The 18,263-nt window shown below is 55.9% G+C and carries 16 protein-coding genes; 3 read left to right on the top strand and 13 right to left on the bottom strand.

Going from position 1 to position 18,263, the window contains the following annotated elements; genetic code table 11:
- Nucleotides 1-107: 107 nt before the first annotated feature.
- Genes mrdA through QSV34_RS09015 form a run of 5 tightly spaced genes read right to left on the bottom strand, consistent with a single transcriptional unit; the run spans nt 108 to nt 4,841 of the window.
- Nucleotides 108-2,009 (bottom strand): penicillin-binding protein 2, encoded by a 1,902-nt coding sequence (mrdA, locus tag QSV34_RS09035; RefSeq protein ID WP_289153947.1) that lies wholly within the window; start codon nt 2,007-2,009, stop codon nt 108-110.
- Nucleotides 2,010-2,036: 27 nt separating this feature from the next.
- Nucleotides 2,037-2,504 carry a 23S rRNA (pseudouridine(1915)-N(3))-methyltransferase RlmH gene (gene rlmH, locus QSV34_RS09030; RefSeq protein WP_289153946.1) on the bottom strand — a complete coding sequence of 156 codons (468 nt, stop codon included), beginning with the start codon at nt 2,502-2,504 and terminating at the stop codon, nt 2,037-2,039.
- Nucleotides 2,505-2,519: 15 nt separating this feature from the next.
- The gene (rsfS, locus tag QSV34_RS09025) at nt 2,520-2,867 is read right to left on the bottom strand and encodes a ribosome silencing factor (RefSeq protein ID WP_289153944.1); all 348 of its coding nucleotides are present in this window, start codon (nt 2,865-2,867) and stop codon (nt 2,520-2,522) included.
- 30 nt (nt 2,868-2,897) lie between these two features.
- The gene (gene nadD / locus QSV34_RS09020; RefSeq protein WP_289153942.1) at nt 2,898-3,584 is read right to left on the bottom strand and encodes a nicotinate-nucleotide adenylyltransferase; all 687 of its coding nucleotides are present in this window, start codon (nt 3,582-3,584) and stop codon (nt 2,898-2,900) included.
- Between the two features lie 3 nt (nt 3,585-3,587).
- Complete coding sequence (locus tag QSV34_RS09015) at nt 3,588-4,841, bottom strand: glutamate-5-semialdehyde dehydrogenase (RefSeq protein ID WP_289154028.1); 1,254 nt, start codon at nt 4,839-4,841, stop codon at nt 3,588-3,590.
- Nucleotides 4,842-4,945: 104 nt separating this feature from the next.
- Between QSV34_RS09015 and proB the strand changes: the two genes are divergently transcribed.
- Nucleotides 4,946-6,067 carry a glutamate 5-kinase gene (gene proB / locus QSV34_RS09010; RefSeq protein ID WP_289153941.1) on the top strand — a complete coding sequence of 374 codons (1,122 nt, stop codon included), beginning with the start codon at nt 4,946-4,948 and terminating at the stop codon, nt 6,065-6,067.
- A 4-nt stretch (nt 6,068-6,071) separates the two neighbouring features.
- Here the strand turns inward: proB and QSV34_RS09005 are convergent, their stop codons facing one another.
- The 5 genes from QSV34_RS09005 to QSV34_RS08985 all read right to left on the bottom strand — a co-directional run bounded on the left by QSV34_RS09005 (nt 6,072) and on the right by QSV34_RS08985 (nt 11,224).
- Nucleotides 6,072-6,527, bottom strand: a complete 456-nt coding sequence (locus QSV34_RS09005; RefSeq protein WP_289153939.1) for a hypothetical protein — start codon at nt 6,525-6,527, stop codon at nt 6,072-6,074.
- Nucleotides 6,528-6,544: 17 nt separating this feature from the next.
- Complete coding sequence (locus QSV34_RS09000; protein WP_289153938.1) at nt 6,545-8,419, bottom strand: M48 family metalloprotease; 1,875 nt, start codon at nt 8,417-8,419, stop codon at nt 6,545-6,547.
- A 22-nt stretch (nt 8,420-8,441) separates the two neighbouring features.
- A complete protein-coding gene (locus tag QSV34_RS08995) occupies nt 8,442-9,038 on the bottom strand; it encodes a LemA family protein (RefSeq protein ID WP_289153936.1) in 597 nt (198 codons plus the stop codon).
- A 132-nt stretch (nt 9,039-9,170) separates the two neighbouring features.
- A complete protein-coding gene (locus QSV34_RS08990; protein ID WP_289153935.1) occupies nt 9,171-10,529 on the bottom strand; it encodes an ATP-binding protein in 1,359 nt (452 codons plus the stop codon).
- Nucleotides 10,529-11,224 carry a response regulator transcription factor gene (locus QSV34_RS08985; protein ID WP_289153934.1) on the bottom strand — a complete coding sequence of 232 codons (696 nt, stop codon included), beginning with the start codon at nt 11,222-11,224 and terminating at the stop codon, nt 10,529-10,531. The genes QSV34_RS08990 and QSV34_RS08985 overlap by 1 nt, the downstream gene beginning before the upstream one ends.
- Before the next feature lie 189 nt (nt 11,225-11,413).
- On the opposite strand from QSV34_RS08985, the gene QSV34_RS08980 reads away from it, so the two are divergent.
- Nucleotides 11,414-11,905, top strand: coding sequence for a Spy/CpxP family protein refolding chaperone (locus tag QSV34_RS08980; RefSeq protein WP_289153932.1), 492 nt, complete (start codon nt 11,414-11,416; stop codon nt 11,903-11,905).
- 61 nt (nt 11,906-11,966) lie between these two features.
- Here QSV34_RS08980 and QSV34_RS08975 read toward each other — a convergent pair whose 3' ends face one another.
- The 3 genes from QSV34_RS08975 to QSV34_RS08965 form a co-directional block, all read right to left on the bottom strand.
- Entirely contained in the window at nt 11,967-12,485 is a 519-nt protein-coding gene (locus tag QSV34_RS08975) for a hypothetical protein (RefSeq protein ID WP_289153930.1), read from the bottom strand.
- Nucleotides 12,486-12,687: 202 nt separating this feature from the next.
- Nucleotides 12,688-13,917 (bottom strand): cation:proton antiporter, encoded by a 1,230-nt coding sequence (locus QSV34_RS08970; protein WP_289153928.1) that lies wholly within the window; start codon nt 13,915-13,917, stop codon nt 12,688-12,690.
- Nucleotides 13,918-14,097: 180 nt separating this feature from the next.
- Nucleotides 14,098-15,054 carry a 2-hydroxyacid dehydrogenase gene (locus QSV34_RS08965; RefSeq protein WP_289153926.1) on the bottom strand — a complete coding sequence of 319 codons (957 nt, stop codon included), beginning with the start codon at nt 15,052-15,054 and terminating at the stop codon, nt 14,098-14,100.
- A 192-nt stretch (nt 15,055-15,246) separates the two neighbouring features.
- Here QSV34_RS08965 and QSV34_RS08960 point away from each other — a divergent pair, with 192 nt between their 5' ends.
- Entirely contained in the window at nt 15,247-17,796 is a 2,550-nt protein-coding gene (locus tag QSV34_RS08960) for an efflux RND transporter permease subunit (RefSeq protein WP_289153925.1), read from the top strand.
- Nucleotides 17,797-18,263: the final 467 nt, after the last annotated feature.

Below are 18,263 nucleotides of genomic sequence, written 5' to 3'. Positions count from 1 at the left end.
TGACCGTGGCCAGCAGGGATGCTGGCCTCGAGCTTACAGGGACGACTTTCTTTTCCAAATTAGGACAGCGTGTCACAACCAGTGATCCCCAACCTTTACGTACTGAGCTATTGGCCATCATCAGTCACCAACGGCTGATCCGAATATTCCAGCAACCAGGCATCCATCACCTGGCGCGCCACTTTGGCGCTGCGGCTGCTTTTCTCGCCGTTTTCGATAATCACCGCCACCGCAATCTTCGGGTCGTCAGCAGGCGCGTATCCAATAAACAACGCGTGGGGTAATGTACGTTTGGTGAGAATCTCGGCGTCGTACTTCTCACCCTGGGCAATACTCACCACCTGGGCGGTACCGGTTTTACCCGCCATACGATACTGCAAGCCTTTGGCCACCGCGTTAGCCGTACCCTTAAGCGTGTGAATCACCGACTCCATCGCCCCCTGCACCACATCCCAGTGGGCACTATCGGCGACTATATGCTGCATCGGCGGCTCCAAATCGATGGGCTCACCCCCCACAGACTGCACCAGCTTGGGCGGTCTCGACTCACCACGATTGGCCAAACGCATGGCCATCACCGCCAACTGCAATGGCGTCGCAGCAGTAAAACCCTGGCCAATAGACGCATTGATAGTATCACCGTGATACCAGCTAACCCCGCGCGCGCCCTGCTTCCACTCGCGGCTGGGCATCACACCGACTTTCTCGCCGGACATATCAATACCCGTGGGCTGTCCAAGGCCAACACTCCTGCCCATGGGAGCCATTTGGTCAATGCCCATCTGGTAAGCCAGCTTGTAAAAATAGATATCACAGGATTGCTGAATAGCCGACCGCATATTTACATGGCCATGACCGCGACGCTCCCAGCAGCGATATTCATGGTCGATATTGGGCAGCCTGAAATGGCCGGGGGCCCACACCTCGGTATTTGCTGTGGCGACACCGCTCTTGAGCATCGCCAACCCGTAGGCGGGCTTGACGGTAGATGCGGGTGGATAAGTGCCTTGCAAAGTGCGATTGAGCAATGGTTTATCCAGAGAATCCCGCAGTTCGCCATAATCCTTGTGGCTGATACCGGTGACAAACAGATTGCTGTCGTAACCCGGAGCACTCACCATGGCCAACACACCACCGGTTGTGGTATCCAGAGCAACCACTGAACCGCGCTCCCCTTGCAGAGCATCCAGAGCCACCTGTTGCAGGCGACTGTCCAGGAACAGCTGCAGATTTTTGCCCGGCTGGGGATCGTTGCGTTCCAGCACTCGCATCACCCGGCCACGGGAATTGGTCTCCACGTTCTCGCTGCCCACCCCGCCCAACAAGATATCCTCGTAGTGATATTCCAAGCCGCGCTTGCCAATGACATCCGTGCCACGGTAGCGCTGCTCATCACGGCCCCTCAGGTCACCCTCACTGATACGGCTGACATACCCCAACACATGGGCCAAACGCTCTTTTTGAGGGTAGTAGCGCACCACCTGAGCCGCCACCTCCACACCGGGCAAGCGGTGGGCATCCACCGCCAAAATGCCGCGTTCACGCTCACTGAGGTTGTAGCGCAAGGCAATGGCTTCGTAGGGGTGGCGCCGTTGCAGGCGTTTCTTGAACTGCGCCACTTGCTGGTCGCTGATGTCTACCATCTGGCGCAACTGGGCCAGAAGACCATCCAGGTCGTCGGTGCGTTCCACGACGATACGCAGAATAAAACTGGGGCGATTATCCGCCAGCAACTCACCGTTACGATCGTAAATCAGCCCCCGTATGGGCGCCACCGGGCGCACGTGCACGCGATTTTCTTCCGATGCCGCCACGTAGTGCTGGTGGCTTTCAATCTGCAAGCTGTAGTAGCGCAAACCAAGAGCCAGCGCCAGACCGAGCACCACCGCAGCGGCCACCAGCAAGCGCAGGACATAGAGCGACTGTTCCCGCTGGGAATCTTTTAGCTCCTGATTAATGGCTCGCTCCGAGAGATGGGAGACGGAAGATGGGAGATGTAAGAGCCGCAATTCGTCTCACGTCTCTCATCTCTCGTCTCACTTGTGATAGGGATGACCGGCATTGATTGTCCACGCCCGATAGAGTTGTTCCGCCAGCACAATGCGCACCAGCGGGTGAGGCAACGTCAGCGGCGACAGCGACCATTTCAGGTCGGCACGAGTCAGGCATTCTGGCGCCAGGCCATCGGGGCCGCCGATCAAAAAACTGTAATCACACCCCTGGAACTGCCAGTCGCTCAGCTGACCTGCCAGCTGTTCAGTGCTCCAGGGTTTGCCTTTTACATCCAGGGCAACCACTTTGTCATTGCGGCCTATGGCTTTGAGCATGGCTTCACCTTCTTTGGCCATGGCCCGTTTGACATCGGCCCCTTTGCCTCTTTGTCCAAGTGACAGTTCATGCCATTCCATTTTTAGCTCTGGCGGCAAGCGTTTGCCGTACTCTTGCACACCGGTTTCTACCCAGGCGGGCATTTTGGTACCGACAGCGATGATTTTCAGGCGCACAAGCCAGTGCCTTGTTTAAGACTGTTCTTTTTGGGCATCGTCCGGGCGCATGGACCAGAGTTTTTCCAGATCGTAAAAAGCGCGGGTGGCGGGCAGCATGATATGAACCACCACGTCTCCCAGATCCACCAGCACCCATTCGGCACGATCGGCGCCTTCTACACCCAACGGCTGAAAGCCTGCCGCCTTGGCCTCGTGGGTAACATTATCGGACAGCGCCTTGACGTGGCGATTGGAGGTGCCGCTGGCAACGATCATGGTATCCATAACATCGCTGAGGCCACTGACATCCAGGGTGACAATATCTTTCGCTTTGACGCCTTCCAGGGCATCGATTACCAGTTCCTGCAAATTTTGATTCATAGATTGTCCAGTTAATTAAAGAGCCTGCAATCAGGCATCTCTCGCATACAGTTTGTACTTACTAATGTAGCCTATTACCGCCTCCGGCAACAGGTAACGCACCGATTGCCCCACCGCCAGATTGTGGCGAATTTCTGTGGAGGAAACCGGTAACAGGGTCAGGGTTTCCAGCCACACTTTACCCGCCGGCTGCTGGTGCAGCTGGTCGGCATCCTCAATACGGTGCTGCTTGAGCCACTCAGCCACATCCCCCGATTGTGGCGCAGTCCAACCGGGGCGCGCCACCACCACCAGATGAACAAAATCCAGCAACTCGCGCCAACGGTGCCAGGTATCCAGCGATAACAGGGAGTCCATGCCAATACACAGGCAAATAACCGCCTGCGGCCCCAACTCGGTGCGCAATTCAGCAACGGAATCAATAGTATAGGAAGGCCTGGCTTCGGCATGTGCCGCTGCGCGGCGCAGCTCACGATCATCCACCTGCAAACCGGGTTCCCCTGCCACCGCCAGCTGTAACATGGCCAGGCGGTGTTGCGCAGCTACCTCCGGAGCATCGCGATGAGGGGGCAGCGCGCAGGGCATCAGCCGCATTTCATCCAACTGCAGGTGTTGGCGAATCTCCAACGCCAAGCGCAGGTGGCCGATATGAACCGGGTTAAACGTGCCACCAAACAAGCCTACCGAGGGCTGTTGGGATAGCTCAGGTGTGCTCAACGGTTACTGCCTGATCTGGCCATCGCCAAACACAATCCATTTCTGCGACGTCAGCCCTTCCAGCCCCACTGGGCCGCGAGCGTGGAATTTGTCGGTGGAGATACCAATTTCCGCACCCAGGCCATATTCAAAACCGTCGGCAAAACGGGTGGAGGCGTTGATCAACACCGAACTGGAATCCACCTCTGTCAGAAAGCGGCGGCCAGTGGTGTAGTTCTCGGTGACAATGGATTCGGTGTGGCCGGAGCTGTACTGGGCAATATGATCCATAGCGCCACTCACATCCGCCACCACGCGAATGGACAGCACAGGCGCCAAATATTCGGTAGCCCAATCCTGTTCACTGGCCGGATTGCAGCTGATCAATTCCGCTGTACGAGCACAGCCTCGCAGTTCCACTTTCTTTTCGGCATAAGCTGCCGCCAGACGAGGCAGTATTTGCGCCGCTACCGGTTCGGCAACCAGCAGGGTTTCCATAGCGTTACACACGCCATAGCGATGAGTTTTGGCATTAAGGGCAATATTGAATGCCTTTTCCAAATCCGCTTCGCCATCGATGTACACGTGGCAAATACCGTCCAGATGCTTGATAACCGGCACCCGCGCTTCGTTACTGATGCGTTCAATCAGGCCGCGGCCACCGCGGGGAATAATCACATCCACGTAATCAGGCATGGCAATCAACTGGCCAACCGCTGCGCGATCTGTGGTGGCGATCAACTGCACCGCCGCCTCTGGCAAATCCGCCTGGCGCAGCCCCGCCGCCACACACTCGGCAATGGCGCAATTGCTGTGAAATGCTTCGCTGCCACCGCGCAAAATCGCCGCGTTACCGGATTTCAGGCAAAGACTGGCGGCGTCGATGGTCACATTGGGGCGGGACTCATAAATAATGCCCACCACCCCCAGCGGCACACGCATCTTGCCCAGCTGGATGCCGCTGGGGCGATAGCGCATATCGTCGATGGCACCGACAGGGTCTTCCAGAGCAGCCACCTGCTGCAACCCTTCGATCATACCATCGATACGGCTGTGATCCAGAGCCAGGCGATCCAACAACGCGGCATCCAGGCCAGATTCACGGCCCGCGGCCACGTCTTTGTCATTGGCGGCCAACAGCTGTTCGCGGGCACCATCGAGCGCGTCGGCCATGGCTAACAAGGCGCGATTTTTCTGTTCACTACTGGCCCTGGCAAGAGCGCGAGATGCGCTGCGAGCCTGCTGGCCAACGTCGTTCATATAAGTGTTGATATCCATGGTGGCGATGATACCCAAGCAGGCGCCAAAAAGGTACAGCGAACCTTTCACCCATATAATCTGCCTGTGATACAGTCCGCAACCGAACCGTACTGGCAGTCACCATGAATATTCGCAACCAGCTCAAACAAAGCCGCCGCTGGGTGGTAAAAATCGGCAGCGCCCTGCTCACCGATAATGGCCAGTGCCTGGATCGTGATGCCATTAACCAGTGGGCAAAGCAATTGGCTTTTCTGCGCGATCAAGGCGTCGAGGTGGTATTGGTGTCCTCCGGCGCCGTGGCGGCGGGCATCAGCCAGCTGGGGTTGAGTGAGCGTCCACAGAATATGCACCAACTGCAAGCGGTGGCCGCTGTCGGCCAGATGGGGCTGGTGCAAACCTGGCAGAGCGCTCTGCAACAGCACAGCCTGCAAACCGCACAAATACTGCTGACCCACGACGACCTGTCCAACCGCCACCGCTACCTGAACGCCCGCAGCACCCTGCGCTCTTTGCTGGATTTGGGTGTGATTCCGGTGATCAACGAAAACGACACCGTGGTGACCGATGAAATTCGCTTTGGCGACAACGACACCCTTGGCGCCTTGGTAGCCAATCTGGTGGAAGCGGATACCTTGGCGATTTTGACCGACCAGGAAGGGCTTTACAGCGCCGACCCTCGCAGCAACCCTGATGCCACCTTGATTAGCGAAGAACGGGCCGCCAACAGCGAACTGGACAAACTGGCTGGCGATGGTGGCACACTGGGTCGCGGCGGCATGGTCACCAAACTGCGCGCTGCCCGCCTGGCGGCACGCTCCGGCACCCACACCCTGATTGCCTGGGGCCGGGAGGCAGAGATCCTCACCCGCCTGCACAGTGGTGAATCGCTGGGCACCTGCCTGCGCGCCGATGAGCAGCCAGTGGCCGCCCGCAAACAATGGCTGGCGGGACACCTGCAATTTTGCGGCACCCTGACACTGGACGACGGCGCCGTCAAAGTACTGCAACAGCAAGGCAAGAGCCTGCTGCCCATCGGCGTTACCAAAGTGGAGGGCAACTTCCAGCGCGGCGACCTGGTGCGCTGCGTGGACAAAAACGGCAGCGAAATCGCCCGCGGGCTGGTGAACTACAGCGCCGTGGATAGTGCGAAAATCTGTGGGAAAAACAGTGGGGATATTGCCAGGCTATTGGGGTTTATTGATTCCGAGGAATTGATTCATCGGAATAATATGGTGGTGGTTTAACTTACTATTTATTTGAAACATCCCAAATTTCCGGCGACTTCGATCCATATTTATACAAAGCAAGATATTGCAAAAACCATAGTGGCAATGTAATCGTCAAGGCAAGTAATACTAGCATTTGCTGTTTTTCAGGGACTTCGAAGTCGATGATTAACAAATAGGTTATGTAAATATCATAAGCAATCCCAATTGGTATCCACGTTAACCAGAATTTGGAATGAAAAATTCTTTTATTGTGAGAAAAACCAAAGACGCCAAAGATAATCACTGAGTAGACTATCACTTCTAGAACTGTATAGAGTCGATCAACATCCGGCTCGTTAATCGAAGAATATAGCCCAATGATTTCCAGCACTAAAATAAGCCAGAAATAGAATTTCCACCCAACTTTAGGTGCGTGCAAAGATTCCGGGGTTGAAGTCAAATCTGACGCTGGCGTCTGATAGGGATTCTCACTCATAGCTTATTTACTGATAACTAAATCACCGGTATCGGACAATCCAACGCCACCGCCACCACCCGCAACCATTCCTTCTCTTTCGCCGTCACTTTGTTATCGTGCTCGATACAAGCTGCGCAGGCGTTTAGCAGGCGTTGTTTCAGCAGTGGGCTTAAACGCTGTAAGCGGTTGAGAGCACTGTCGATGCGGGGCAATGTCAGTTCTTCTTCGCGAACAATACGGGCAGGGCCAATGTTGAGTACTTCCATGCCTTTGTAGAAAGCAGTCTCCGCCGGGTAGTAGCCGTCGTGCCCTTCGTGGGCCACCAGGCTGAGTATTTCAAAACACTCTGGCGCCACTCGGTGTAGTGAGGTAATAGCGCCACCCTGACTGCCGGGCAGGCTGTAACTGCTTTCCAGATAGCCCTTTAACAACCGCTGTAACATCCACTCGAAGCGATCCAGTTCACCATCGGCGGCCACAACCTCTTGCAGGTAGCGATCGAATTGTTGGTACTGGCGGAAAGATTGTTGCTTCAGGGCGGGCACCGACAGTTCCAGCAACGGCAGGCGTTGCTCCGGTTTGAGGTCGGCGACCGCTGGCAGCAACGATTGCACCCGCTGACGCAGACGTATGCCATCGTCGATCAGTTGCAGTTGCCGATCCTGCAATTCCCCCGACTGCTTGCTCACCACCATGGCCAATACCAGCGCTCTGGCGTAATAGGGGTGACGGCTGGCGCGATCGAGCACTTCGGGAAGGCCAGCGATTAACTCGCGCCCCTGCTGTAGATTTTGCTCCGTTAGCTGGCCTGCCTGAGGCACTTGTTCCTGCAAACCGGGGGTTACGCTGCCAGCGGCAAACTGGCTGAGGCCTGAGTCGGTACTGCTTGCCTGCGGGTTGGCGGGAGGCTCGAGAAACTCCCCATCCCAATTGGGCAGTATGCGCTGGATACGCTGTTCCAGAGGTGGGTGAGTGGCAAAAGCGGAGCTGGCTTTGCGCAGCAGCACACTGCCAAAAAACAGGTGGCTGTTTTGTTCGGCACGGCTGCTGTCCATATAGGACTTGGCCGTGCTGCCGCCAATCACCTGCAGGGCGCCGGCAATTCCCTCCGGGTTGCGGGTGTATTGCACCGCCGAGGCATCGGCAAGAAATTCCCGCTGGCGGCTGACGGCGGCGCGAATCAGGTTGCCAATCATCACCCCCAGATAGCCGATAATGGTCAACCCCAGGCCCAACAACACAATACCGCCACTGCCCTTGCTCTTTCCTCTATTTACAGGCCCAACAGAAATCCGGCTGCGGCTGCTACCGCGCATGATGACTCTGCCCGCCTGGCCGATAAACACAATGCCCGCCAGCACGGCGATCAAACGCAGGTTAATACGGGTATCGCCATGGAGGATATGGCTGAATTCATGGCCGATCACCCCTTGCAACTGGTCGCGATCAAGGGCTTGCAGAGCACCACGGGTAATGCCGATTACCGCATCGTTGGCGCTGTAACCGGCCGCGAAGGCGTTGATGCCCTGCTCTTCCAGCAGGTACACCGGCGGTACCGGCATACCGGCGGCGATGGCCATTTCTTCCACCACATTGAGCAGCTGGCGTTCATGGCGGTCGCGACTGTCACGGCTCAGCAGCACGCCGCCCATCTGTTCTGCCACCACCTTGCCACCGCCGCGCAGTTGCAGCCATTTGAACAGAATCACCATGGCGATGGTGCCGACAACCGCAATGGATATCTGCACAAACAAGTGGCTGTCTACAGAAGCCAGCGAGCCGTTGTAGCCCAGCACCGCCGCCACCAGCAGGTTAGTCAATGCCACCAGGCCAACCACTGCCACGGCAAACAGCACCACCAGTTTCCAGGTGATACGCCGCGCTTTGTCTTGGTGTTGGTAGAAGTTCATGGCCTATCCCTGCCGATACGATTTAAAAGCTAACCTTGGGTGCCTGCTGAATGGCTTCGCTATCGGCAAATTCCAGCAGTGAGGCATCTTTGCCATGGCCAAACAGCCCGGCAAATATCACTGGCGGGAAAGTTTGTTTGTAACTGTTGTAGGCGGTGACGCAATCGTTGAAGGATTGGCGCGCAAAGGAGACGCGATTTTCCGTGGAGGTCAGCTCCTCGGTTAGCTGCATCATGTTTTCGTTGGCTTTCAGGTCTGGGTAGTCTTCCACCACCACGCTGAGTTTGCCCAGCGCGCCGGCAAGTGCCCCTTCAGCCCCGGCAAGTTCCTGCAAGGCGGCCCCGCTGGCAGGGTTGGCGGCAGCGGCCTGCAGCCCGGCAAGGGCGCTGTTGCGGGCACTGATTACCGCTTCCAGAGTTTCTTTTTCGTGCTTCAGGTAACCCTTGGCGGTTTCTACCAGATTGGGAATCAGGTCGTAACGGCGTTTCAGCTGCACCTCAATCTGGGCAAAGGCGTTCTGGTAACGGTTTTTGAACAACACCAGACGGTTGTAAATGGACACCACGTAGAGGCCGATACCCACCACCACAAGCCAGAAAATGACTGTTGACCAATCCATATCGTTTCCTTATCAAAAATGATTTGAGGCCAGCAATGATGCAGACTTCAGAAAATAAACTCAATGGGGAACAACAAGGTTTCGGGTTGCATGCTCGGCCTGCTCGCGACCCGTAACTCGCAACCCGAAACGCTACCGGAAGGGCAGTTTGATGGTGACGCACAGGCCGCCATCGTTTCGGTTGCGAGCCGAAGCACTACCACCGTGATACTCGATAGCGCGTTTGGTGATGGCCATGCCCAGGCCGTAGCCGCGATCGCCAGACGTTCGTTCACGAGCAGCGCTGCCGCGTACAAAAGGCTCAAACAGTTTTTCCAACAAGTCTTCAGCAACACCTGGGCCGCGATCGCAGACATCGATGGTAAAGAAACCGGTATCAGAGACAGCGGCCATGGTAACCGTTATCTCCGTACTTTCCGCGCTGTAGCGCACTGCGTTGCGAATGACGTTTTCCAGCGCCTGGCGCAGCAGTTCACCATCCGCCATCAAGGTGGGTTCGATATCCGCATCAAGCACCACTTTGCAGCCTTTGTTGGCCGCTTCGTAGTTGGCGTCCTCAATAATGGTGAGCAGCAACTCTGAAACATCCAACAGGTCCTGTTGATGTTGAGGCGCCACCCCGGTTTCCAGCCGCGACAGGGTCAGTACCTGGCCCACCAACTCACCCAGGCGCTTCACGTCCCGTTCGATGCGATCCAGTTCACCACTGTTCAGGGAGCTGTCCTGCTGGCGTTTGCGGGCCAGCCCCACCGCCATTTGCAGCCGCGCCAGGGGCGAGCGCAATTCGTGGGACACATCCGTAAGCAGTTGCTGCTGACCGTCAATCAACTGCTGCAACTTGCCCGCCATTACATCGAAATCCCGCGCCAGATCAGCGATTTCATCCCGGCGCGATCCCACATGGGGGGCCACCCGCACATGCAGGTTGCCAGCTGAGTAGCTGCGAGTGGCGCGACTCAAACGCTTGATTGGGCGGCTCAGGTAGCGGGCAAGCCAAAAGCACAGCAAAAGGCTGACAGCGGTGGCAATTGAGAGAATCAACCAGCGACCGCTCATCATGGATGGCTCCTCACCACCACTAAACTGCTTTCTCATGGAGATAACGTGGTAGCTCTCCCCCTGGGGGGATACCACTTGCTTCTGCGGGTAAATCAAAGGCTTGCTCAAGGCATGCTGAATATTACGGCGACTGCGCGGGTTCAGTTTTCTGCCTGACAGGCTGACGGTGCCATCTTTATTGACAATGACCAGCCCCAAACGCCGCGGAGATGTGCCCGATGAACGCATTTCCTTCAGCAGGCGCTGAGCCGCTTCCACCCCGTCATCCCGCAATGTATTGGCAATAGTGACCACTTCCGGGCGGCTGGAATTTTCGAACAGTTCATGAGTCAGGTGTTGACGATACAGGGAAAGCCCCACAAAGCCAGCGACAATAATCACCACAAAGGCCAGCCAGTAGGCGCTAAACAGTTTCCAGAACAAGCGCCCCATCAGTTCACTTCATCGCTGCTTATCAACTGGTAGCCAATGCCGCGCACGGTTTCAATCACCGGGCTGGAGGGGTTGCCATCGGCGAGTTTGCGACGCAGATGGCTGATGTGCATGTCGATACTGCGGTCGTAGCGGGCCAGGGGTTTTCCCAGGGCATCGCTGGAAATCAACTCTTTGCTGACCACCTCTCCGGGGCGACACATCAAAGTATAGAGGATATTGTATTCGGAGCTGGTGAGTTCAAGCACCGAGCCATTAAGGGTGGTGCGACGGGCGCTGGGCAGCATCGACAGGCCGGAAAACTCCTGTTCCTTCTGGTGGTTTTCAGGGTCACCACTGCGGCGCAAAATAGCCCGCAAGCGGGCAGTCAATTCGCGGGGGTTAAACGGCTTGGGCAGGTAGTCGTCTGCGCCCATTTCCAGGCCGACAATGCGATCCACTTCCTCACCGCGGGCGGTGAGCATCAGCACCGGTAACCGCGAGCTGGTGCGAATGCGCCGCAACACATCAAAACCGTTGAGTTTGGGCAACATCACATCCAGCACAATGGCATCAAAGTTATCGCTGCCACCTAACTCCGCGCCCTGTTCACCGTCGTGCACACTGGTGGTGACAAAACCCTCCAACGTCAGGTAGTCAGACACCATCTCGCAAAGTTCGGTATCGTCGTCAATAATCAGTATGTGCTGGCTCATAATTAGGGGGCCTTCTCAACTTCTCAACTTCTCAGGGCGATAATGCCACAGCAAGCCAGAGTACCATTTTCCTTTACAAAACATTTACACCCCTTTTACAGAGCCGCCACCCACCCTTACAAGCCTTGCGCCTACACTGGCCACACCTAACCAATACGGCTCAACTCTCAATAAGCAAGGAGAACCACCATGAAGAAATTACAGGCCACCGGTATTGCTCTGGCATTGATCGGCGCATTTACGATTTCAACCGCTATGGCTGGCCCCGAGAAACGATGGGGCCAGAAAAACCCGGAGCAGATGCTCAAACGTATGGCTCACCACCTCAATCTGGATGAAGCCCAGATGGAGCAGGCCAAAGCCATTCGCGCCGAGATGCGCCCGCACTTGAAGGAGCTTTACGAAGAGCGCCGCGAAATACGCCAGGCTCTGGGCGAAGCGGTACGCAACGGCGCCGACCAAAGTGAGATTGACGCACTTGCCCAACAACAGGGCGACAACTACGCGCAGCTGGTATCCAAACGGGCGGAAATGAAAGGCCGCATTCACGACCTGCTTACCGATGAGCAAAAGCAAAAATTGGAAGAACATCGTGAAAAGCGCATGGAACGCAAGCAAAAGCGCCGGCAAAAGATGCAGCAGCGCAGGGAAGAGCGTCGGGCTGAAAAAGAAGGCGCCTGACTAGCTGGATTTTTTTGACATGTGGTTAGGGGCGGGTTGAAAATTCAACCCAGCCCCTTTCCTATAGGAAAAAATTAAAGCTCTTAAAATAAAAATACTTATCATATAGAGCCCAGCCACCACATACGGTGCCAGCAAAAAAAGCAAGTAGTGCACAATAGCCACAAATGATTGCTGCCATACTAATTCCACTTCGAGAGTGATCATTCTCGTTTAGTTGATCCCAAGTCATTTGCCCCTGTAAGTAAGACACTTGATCAGAATCAAAACCTTCCAAAATTCGCTTGTATTGGTGAAATACCACGGTTTTTAATGCACCAACACAGAGTAGGCCAATCACAAAAAAGAGCAGCGCTGCACCAGCCCAAGCCACGGCTTGATGTAGTTGCCCTGTACCGATAAAGCCAAGAACCGCAACAGCACCACCAGCATTTACAAGAAACAAGTACTTAACGACATCTTCTTCCGAGCCAACCATGGCTTTATGAAGAAGGTTCCATCTTCGATGTATATATCGTCTACGCGCATTAACCAATACACTGTCATCATCAGAGTACAGGTCAGCGTCAAATTCGCTCATGATCTATTACTCAACTCTCATACTTAAAATTCGCTTTTACCTTAGCACGGGCCTTCCGCTTAACGGTCTGCATATCTAATTTACCAGCATCACCGCTTTCCAAGCCTTCGGTTATCAATTTCTGCAAGACGTTAATTTCTTCTACCCGCCGTCGACTTTTTCTGATTAGGAATTTTTTGGCAAGAATCATAAGTCACCTGAATTATTTATCTTTCTCTATCAATCGCTTCAGCAACAACTGGTTACTGGGCGCCTGCACAAACAGGGAAAACACCACCACACCAAAGGCAATGGCCTGCACTGTCCACCAGCCCGCCATATCCGTTGGCAACGACAGCGCCAGAGCAATGGCCACCACGCCTCGCAAGCCACCCCACATAATCACTGGTTGGTAAGCACTGGGTATCGGCTCGCCGCCGGGGGTGAGCTTAGCAGCCTTCAGGCTCAGCCAGGTGCTGATAACACGGGCCACAATCACCACGCCAATGGCAATCAAAATCGCCAACCAACGCTGGGTAAACATAGCCAGGCTAACGGTGACCCCCATCAATAGAAACACCAGGTTGTTGCCCAATTGCCCCAGCAAGCCCCACAGCTGTTTCAGTGGCTGCGCTTGCTCCTGGCTGTAGAGTGACTGGTGGCTGCGCCCCAATACCAGACCCGCCGCCAGCACCGCCATAATTCCCGACACATGCAGCCAGTGCTCTCCCAGATAGAAGGTGCCGTAGGCCAGCAACAGGGTGAGCAATGGCGCGCTGTAGCTGTCTTTCAGAATGCGGCTGAGCAGGCTGGCCAGGTAGCCGGTCATGGCGCCAAAGGCGATACCACCAAAGAACAAGCGGGCGAAATCCAGTAAAGCCGCCGATGGCGTCACCGAGCCGCTATCTCCCACGGCCAAGGCAATAAACAGGGAGAACAACACCACGGCTGTGGCGTCGTTAAACAGACTCTCCCCTTCCAGCAGAATCTCCAACTGTTGGGGCGCATTGCTGCTTTTGATTTGCGCCACCACCGCTACCGGGTCGGTGGCTGCCAGCAGAGCGCCGCACACCAGTGCGGTTGTCCAGGGAAAGCCAGTGGGGTGATTGATGCCGAAATACACACCAACAGCGGTTAGCAATGCCAACAGTCCCATGCCCAGAATCGCCATCCACAACACCGCTGGCAAGTTGCGCAGCAAGTGTTTGGCGTTGAGGTGATAGGCGGAATCGAAAATCAGGATGGGCAGAAATACGTAAAAAATCAGTGGCTGGAAGCTGTTGGCACGAATGCCGGTGTCACCTCCAAAATGGATAAACAGCTCCGCAGCCAGATAGCCAATAACCACCAACAGAGAGGCGGCGGGAAACCGAATCAGCTTTGCCAATGGCGGGATCAGCAAGCTGGCCAGTAGCAGGATGGATAAGAAAGCAATCAGTTCGGGAATGGCCATAGTAATTCTCGTTAAATCAAGCTTCCATCAAATACCGTAGTGATGCACATAGAAAAAATCTCGTCATTCTCGCGAAAGCGGGAATCCATGTGCGTCGATACTTAGACCTTTAATGGATCCCCGCCTTCGCGGGGATGACGGCGTTAAGTTCAGTGCAATTCTCCGACGACAGCATCGCGTTCACACCAACCGCTTTGGCTCCCCATCCAAAAAGCTCTGAATATTCTCCGCCACCTGATCGAGTAACGTCTGGCGAGCACGGCGGCTGATCCAGGCACTGTGCGGGGTCACAATCAGGTTGGGTATATCACCGGCCAGCAGCGGATTGCCGTCCACAGGTGGTTCCTGAGTGAGCACATCCACACCAGCCCCGGCAATATCGCCATTGCGCAGCGCGTCCACAAGTGCCTGTTCATGGACAATGCCACCTCGCGCTACGTTCAATAATAGAGCGCTGGATTTCATGGCGGCCAACTCATTGGCGCCAATCAGATTGCGGGTCTGCTCCGTCAATGGGCAGTGCAGGCTGAGCACATCCAGCTGCGGTAGCAATTCCGCCAGTGGCGTGCGTCCAGGTTGCTCGCGCCCTGGCAAAGAGGCCACTTTGACCGTCATACCAAAGGCTTCTGCGATGCGCGCCACGCCGCGACCCAATTCACCAAAACCGACAATACCCAGAGTTTTGCCTGCCAGTTCCTCCACCGGATAATCCAGGCGGCAAAACATGGGGCTGCGCTGCCAGGCACCAGCCATTACATCGCGATGGTAATCCACCACCCGTGTGCTGAGCGCCAACAGCAGTGCCATGGTGTGCTGCACCACGCTATTGCTGCCATAGGCAACACAATTGCTTACCGCTACTCCGGCATCGCGGGCGGCATCCAGATCAATCACATTGGTGCCGGTGGCGGCCACGGCAATCATCTTCAAATGAGGCGCCACTGCCAGCTGCTGTACGCCAATCGGGGCTTTGTTGGTGATCACAAAGTGGGCATTGTGCAGGCGCCCAGACACTTGTTCAGGGCTGGTAGCCGGGTAGTTCTGCCAACTGACGGGCAATCCATAGATGGCATCCAGGCTCAGATCGTCAATACCAAAGGTATCCGTATCCAGCAAAACCCCTCTGTACTCACTCATCTGCACGCCGCAATTGTCATCTGAACACTGCCATCATCGTTAAAAACTGCCAGTTGGTTAACATTAGTTAACCCGAAAAAGTATAACGTTCCTGTCATTTCTCGGTCATAATACCGCGCTTTTTTTCCGCGCCCGCCATTGGTTTAAAACAGGGGGTTCAGGCAGGCGCGATTTACACCCCAAGGAATCTTAATGTCCAAACAGCTGTTCAACTGGTACGAGGCCATCGTACTGCGTCACCCTATCCTGTCCCTGCTGGCGGTCTTCCTGGTCGCGGCCGGGCTGGCTCTTGGCTTGCCCAATTTCAAGCTGGACGCCTCCGCCGAGTCGCTTACTCTGGAGCACGACACCGACCTGGACTACTTCCGTGAGGTGAACAAGCGCTATGGCAGCGGTGACTTTTTGCTGGTGACCTTCAAGCCTCACAACGGCGACCTGTTTTCCGACCAATCCCTGAAGGTGCTGGATGACTTGCGCGACGAACTGCAATCCCTCGACGGGGTGCAAAGCGTTACCTCCATCCTCGATGTGCCGCTGTTGTTCAGCCCCAATATCACCGTATCGCAACTGAGCGATGCGCCCCGTACCCTGCGCACTGAAGGGGTAGATCGCGAGCTGGCCAAGAAAGAGTTTTTGCAAAGCCCGATCTACCGCGACCTGATTCTCAGCCCCGACGGCCAAACCACCGCCATTCTCGCCACCCTTGGCAGCGACGACAAGTACGTTGAGCTAGTGCGCGCCCGGGACGAACTGAAACTGAAAAAAGAGCGCATTGGCCTGATTCCCGCCGAGGCAGACGAACTGACCCGTGTCAGCAAGGAATTTCGCGATTACCACACCCTGCGCACAGAAAAAGACCGCCGCCGGGTAGAAAACGCCCGCGCCCTGATTGAGCCTTACAAACAACACGCCGAGCTGTTTCTGGGTGGCCCCAGCATGGTCACCGCCGACATGGTGGACTTTATTCGCAGCGACCTGAAAGTGTTCGGCGTCAGCATTGTGCTGTTTATCATCCTCACCCTGGCGATTATCTTCCGCCAACTGCGCTGGGTGGTATTGCCGCTCACAACCTGCCTGCTGTCGGTACTGATGATGCTGGGTTTCCTCAGCTGGGTGGACTGGCGCCTGACAGTGATCTCTTCCAACTTTATCGCCCTGCTGCTGATCATTACCCTGGCACTCACCATCCACCTGATTGTGCGCTACCGGGAGCTGCGCAACAGCCGCCCGAACGACAGCCAGTACGACCTGGTGCGGCAAACGGTGATATCCATGGCGCGCCCCTGCCTGTACACCGTACTCACCACCATTGTCGCCTTTGCCTCGCTGGTGGTAAGCGACATCCGCCCGGTGATCGACTTTGGCTGGATGATGACTATCGGCATCTCGGTGGCGTTGGTACTGGCATTTGTGGTGATCCCCGCTGGCATGATGTTAGGTAGCAAAGCAGTACAGAAGCTGGGCAATGACCGCTCCGGCGCCTTTACCCTGCACTTCTCCCGCTTTGCGGAAAAACGCCAGGGGGTTATCTGGGCCACCGCACTGGTGGTGGCCATTGCCGGCGGCTGGGGTGTTACCCAGCTACAGGTGGACAACCGCTTTATCGACTACTTCAAGGAAGACACCGAAATTTACCAGGGGCTGTCGGTGATCGACGCCCGCCTGGGCGGCACCACGCCGCTGGATATTATTATCGATATGCCTGAGCAGCCGGACATTGGCCTTGAAGAAGGTGAAGAAGACCCATTCTCCGATGACGAAGAGTTCGCCGATAGCGGCGAAGACCCTTTTGGGGATGAAGACCCTTTCGCAGAAGACGACCCCTTTGGTGACGAGGGCAGCAGTACCGCCAGCAACAGCTACTGGTTCACCAACGCCGGCCTGGAACCTCTCGAAAAGCTCCACTACCATCTGGAATCCCTACCGGAGGTGGGCAAGGTCAGTTCTCTCGTGAACGGCTTTGAAGCCGCCAACAAGCTGATGAACCACCGCCTGGACGACTTCGAGCTGGCCTTTATGCGCCAGCAGCTGTCGCCGGAAGTAGACGGCATCATCATCCAGCCTTACATCGACGACGAGCTCAACCAGGCGCGCATCACCCTGCGCACCAAGGAAACGGAAGGCGACCTGCGGCGCTCCGAACTACTGACACAAATCAGCGACTACATTATTGAGGAAGTGGGCATCGCCCCCGACAAGTTCCGACTGTCCGGACTGCTGGTGCTGTACAACAACATGCTGCAAAGTCTGTTCTACTCGCAGATTGTTACTCTGGGCGCGGTGTTCCTGGGCATTATGGCCATGTTCCTGGTGCTGTTCCGCTCCCTGCGGTTTTCGGTGATTGCCATCATCCCCAACCTGCTGGCGGCCACCGCGGTACTCGGCGGCATGGGGCTGGCGGGCATTCCCCTGGATATGATGAACATCACCATCGCCGCGATTACCGTGGGCATTGGCGTGGACCACGCCATTCACTACATCACCCGCTACCGCAAGGAATTTGCCATCGACCGCAACTACATCGCCGCCATGCACCGCTCTCACGGCAGCATCGGCCAGGCGCTGTACTACACCGCCATCACCATTATTGTCGGCTTCTCGATTCTGGCGCTGTCGAACTTTATTCCGTCGGTATACTTCGGCGTGCTGACTGCAGGCGCAATGATTGTGGCACTGATGGGGTCGTTGACGTTGTTGCCGAGATTGATACTGCTGATCAAGCCGCTGGGAAGGGGGGAGTAACCCCCTACTCCCCAGTTCAGAGGGTCGACCGCGACAACCCCACCGCAACCTCGTCATTGCGAGGAGCAAAGCGACGCGGCAATCTAGTGGCTTTAACTTCGTCGTTTTTTCTTTAGGTAATTTTTCAGTGCAGGTTTCGCCCTGCTGGGCGAATTACTTCTTTTGCTTGCCCAAAAGAAGTAATCAAGAAAAGGGCACCCCAGTCGCCCTTGCCCCTACAGGGTTCCCTCGCTCCTCCGGTGCCATGGCCGGGTCGCGTAGAGGGTACTTCCTGTACCCGCTGCGCTTAAGCCGACGTCCTGTCGGCTTATCCCTACGACCCCTCCGTCACTCGGCAAGATCGAAGGGGAATAGGTGTACTCCGTAGTAAATTCCGTGCGTGATTTCCCCCCCTTTGGGTTTGCCGAGCACAGCGCAATTGGTAGGGAAACGCGCACATGGGTGTGCGCGTTAGGTCGATCGAGCAG

This window comes from Porticoccus sp. W117, assembly GCF_030341905.1.
In the GTDB taxonomy this organism is placed as follows: Bacteria; Pseudomonadota; Gammaproteobacteria; order Pseudomonadales; family Porticoccaceae; genus SCSIO-12696.
Note: the sequence above shows the minus strand (reverse complement) of the source record. Positions and strands in the feature narration are given on the sequence as shown.

Coding starts and splice junctions, on each gene's coding strand:
- QSV34_RS08990 (WP_289153935.1), bottom strand. CDS start 10,529: ATGGGGCGCTTGTTCTGGAAACTGTTTAGCGCCTACTGGCTGGCCTTT.
- rsfS (WP_289153944.1), bottom strand. CDS start 2,867: ATGAATCAAAATTTGCAGGAACTGGTAATCGATGCCCTGGAAGGCGTC.
- QSV34_RS08995 (WP_289153936.1), bottom strand. CDS start 9,038: ATGGATTGGTCAACAGTCATTTTCTGGCTTGTGGTGGTGGGTATCGGC.
- QSV34_RS09015 (WP_289154028.1), bottom strand. CDS start 4,841: ATGGATATCAACACTTATATGAACGACGTTGGCCAGCAGGCTCGCAGC.
- QSV34_RS08965 (WP_289153926.1), bottom strand. CDS start 15,054: ATGAGTGAGTACAGAGGGGTTTTGCTGGATACGGATACCTTTGGTATT.
- QSV34_RS08970 (WP_289153928.1), bottom strand. CDS start 13,917: ATGGCCATTCCCGAACTGATTGCTTTCTTATCCATCCTGCTACTGGCC.
- QSV34_RS08985 (WP_289153934.1), bottom strand. CDS start 11,224: ATGAGCCAGCACATACTGATTATTGACGACGATACCGAACTTTGCGAG.
- QSV34_RS08980 (WP_289153932.1), top strand. CDS start 11,414: ATGAAGAAATTACAGGCCACCGGTATTGCTCTGGCATTGATCGGCGCA.
- QSV34_RS09000 (WP_289153938.1), bottom strand. CDS start 8,419: ATGAACTTCTACCAACACCAAGACAAAGCGCGGCGTATCACCTGGAAA.
- QSV34_RS08960 (WP_289153925.1), top strand. CDS start 15,247: ATGTCCAAACAGCTGTTCAACTGGTACGAGGCCATCGTACTGCGTCAC.
- QSV34_RS09005 (WP_289153939.1), bottom strand. CDS start 6,527: ATGAGTGAGAATCCCTATCAGACGCCAGCGTCAGATTTGACTTCAACC.
- QSV34_RS08975 (WP_289153930.1), bottom strand. CDS start 12,485: ATGAGCGAATTTGACGCTGACCTGTACTCTGATGATGACAGTGTATTG.
- proB (WP_289153941.1), top strand. CDS start 4,946: ATGAATATTCGCAACCAGCTCAAACAAAGCCGCCGCTGGGTGGTAAAA.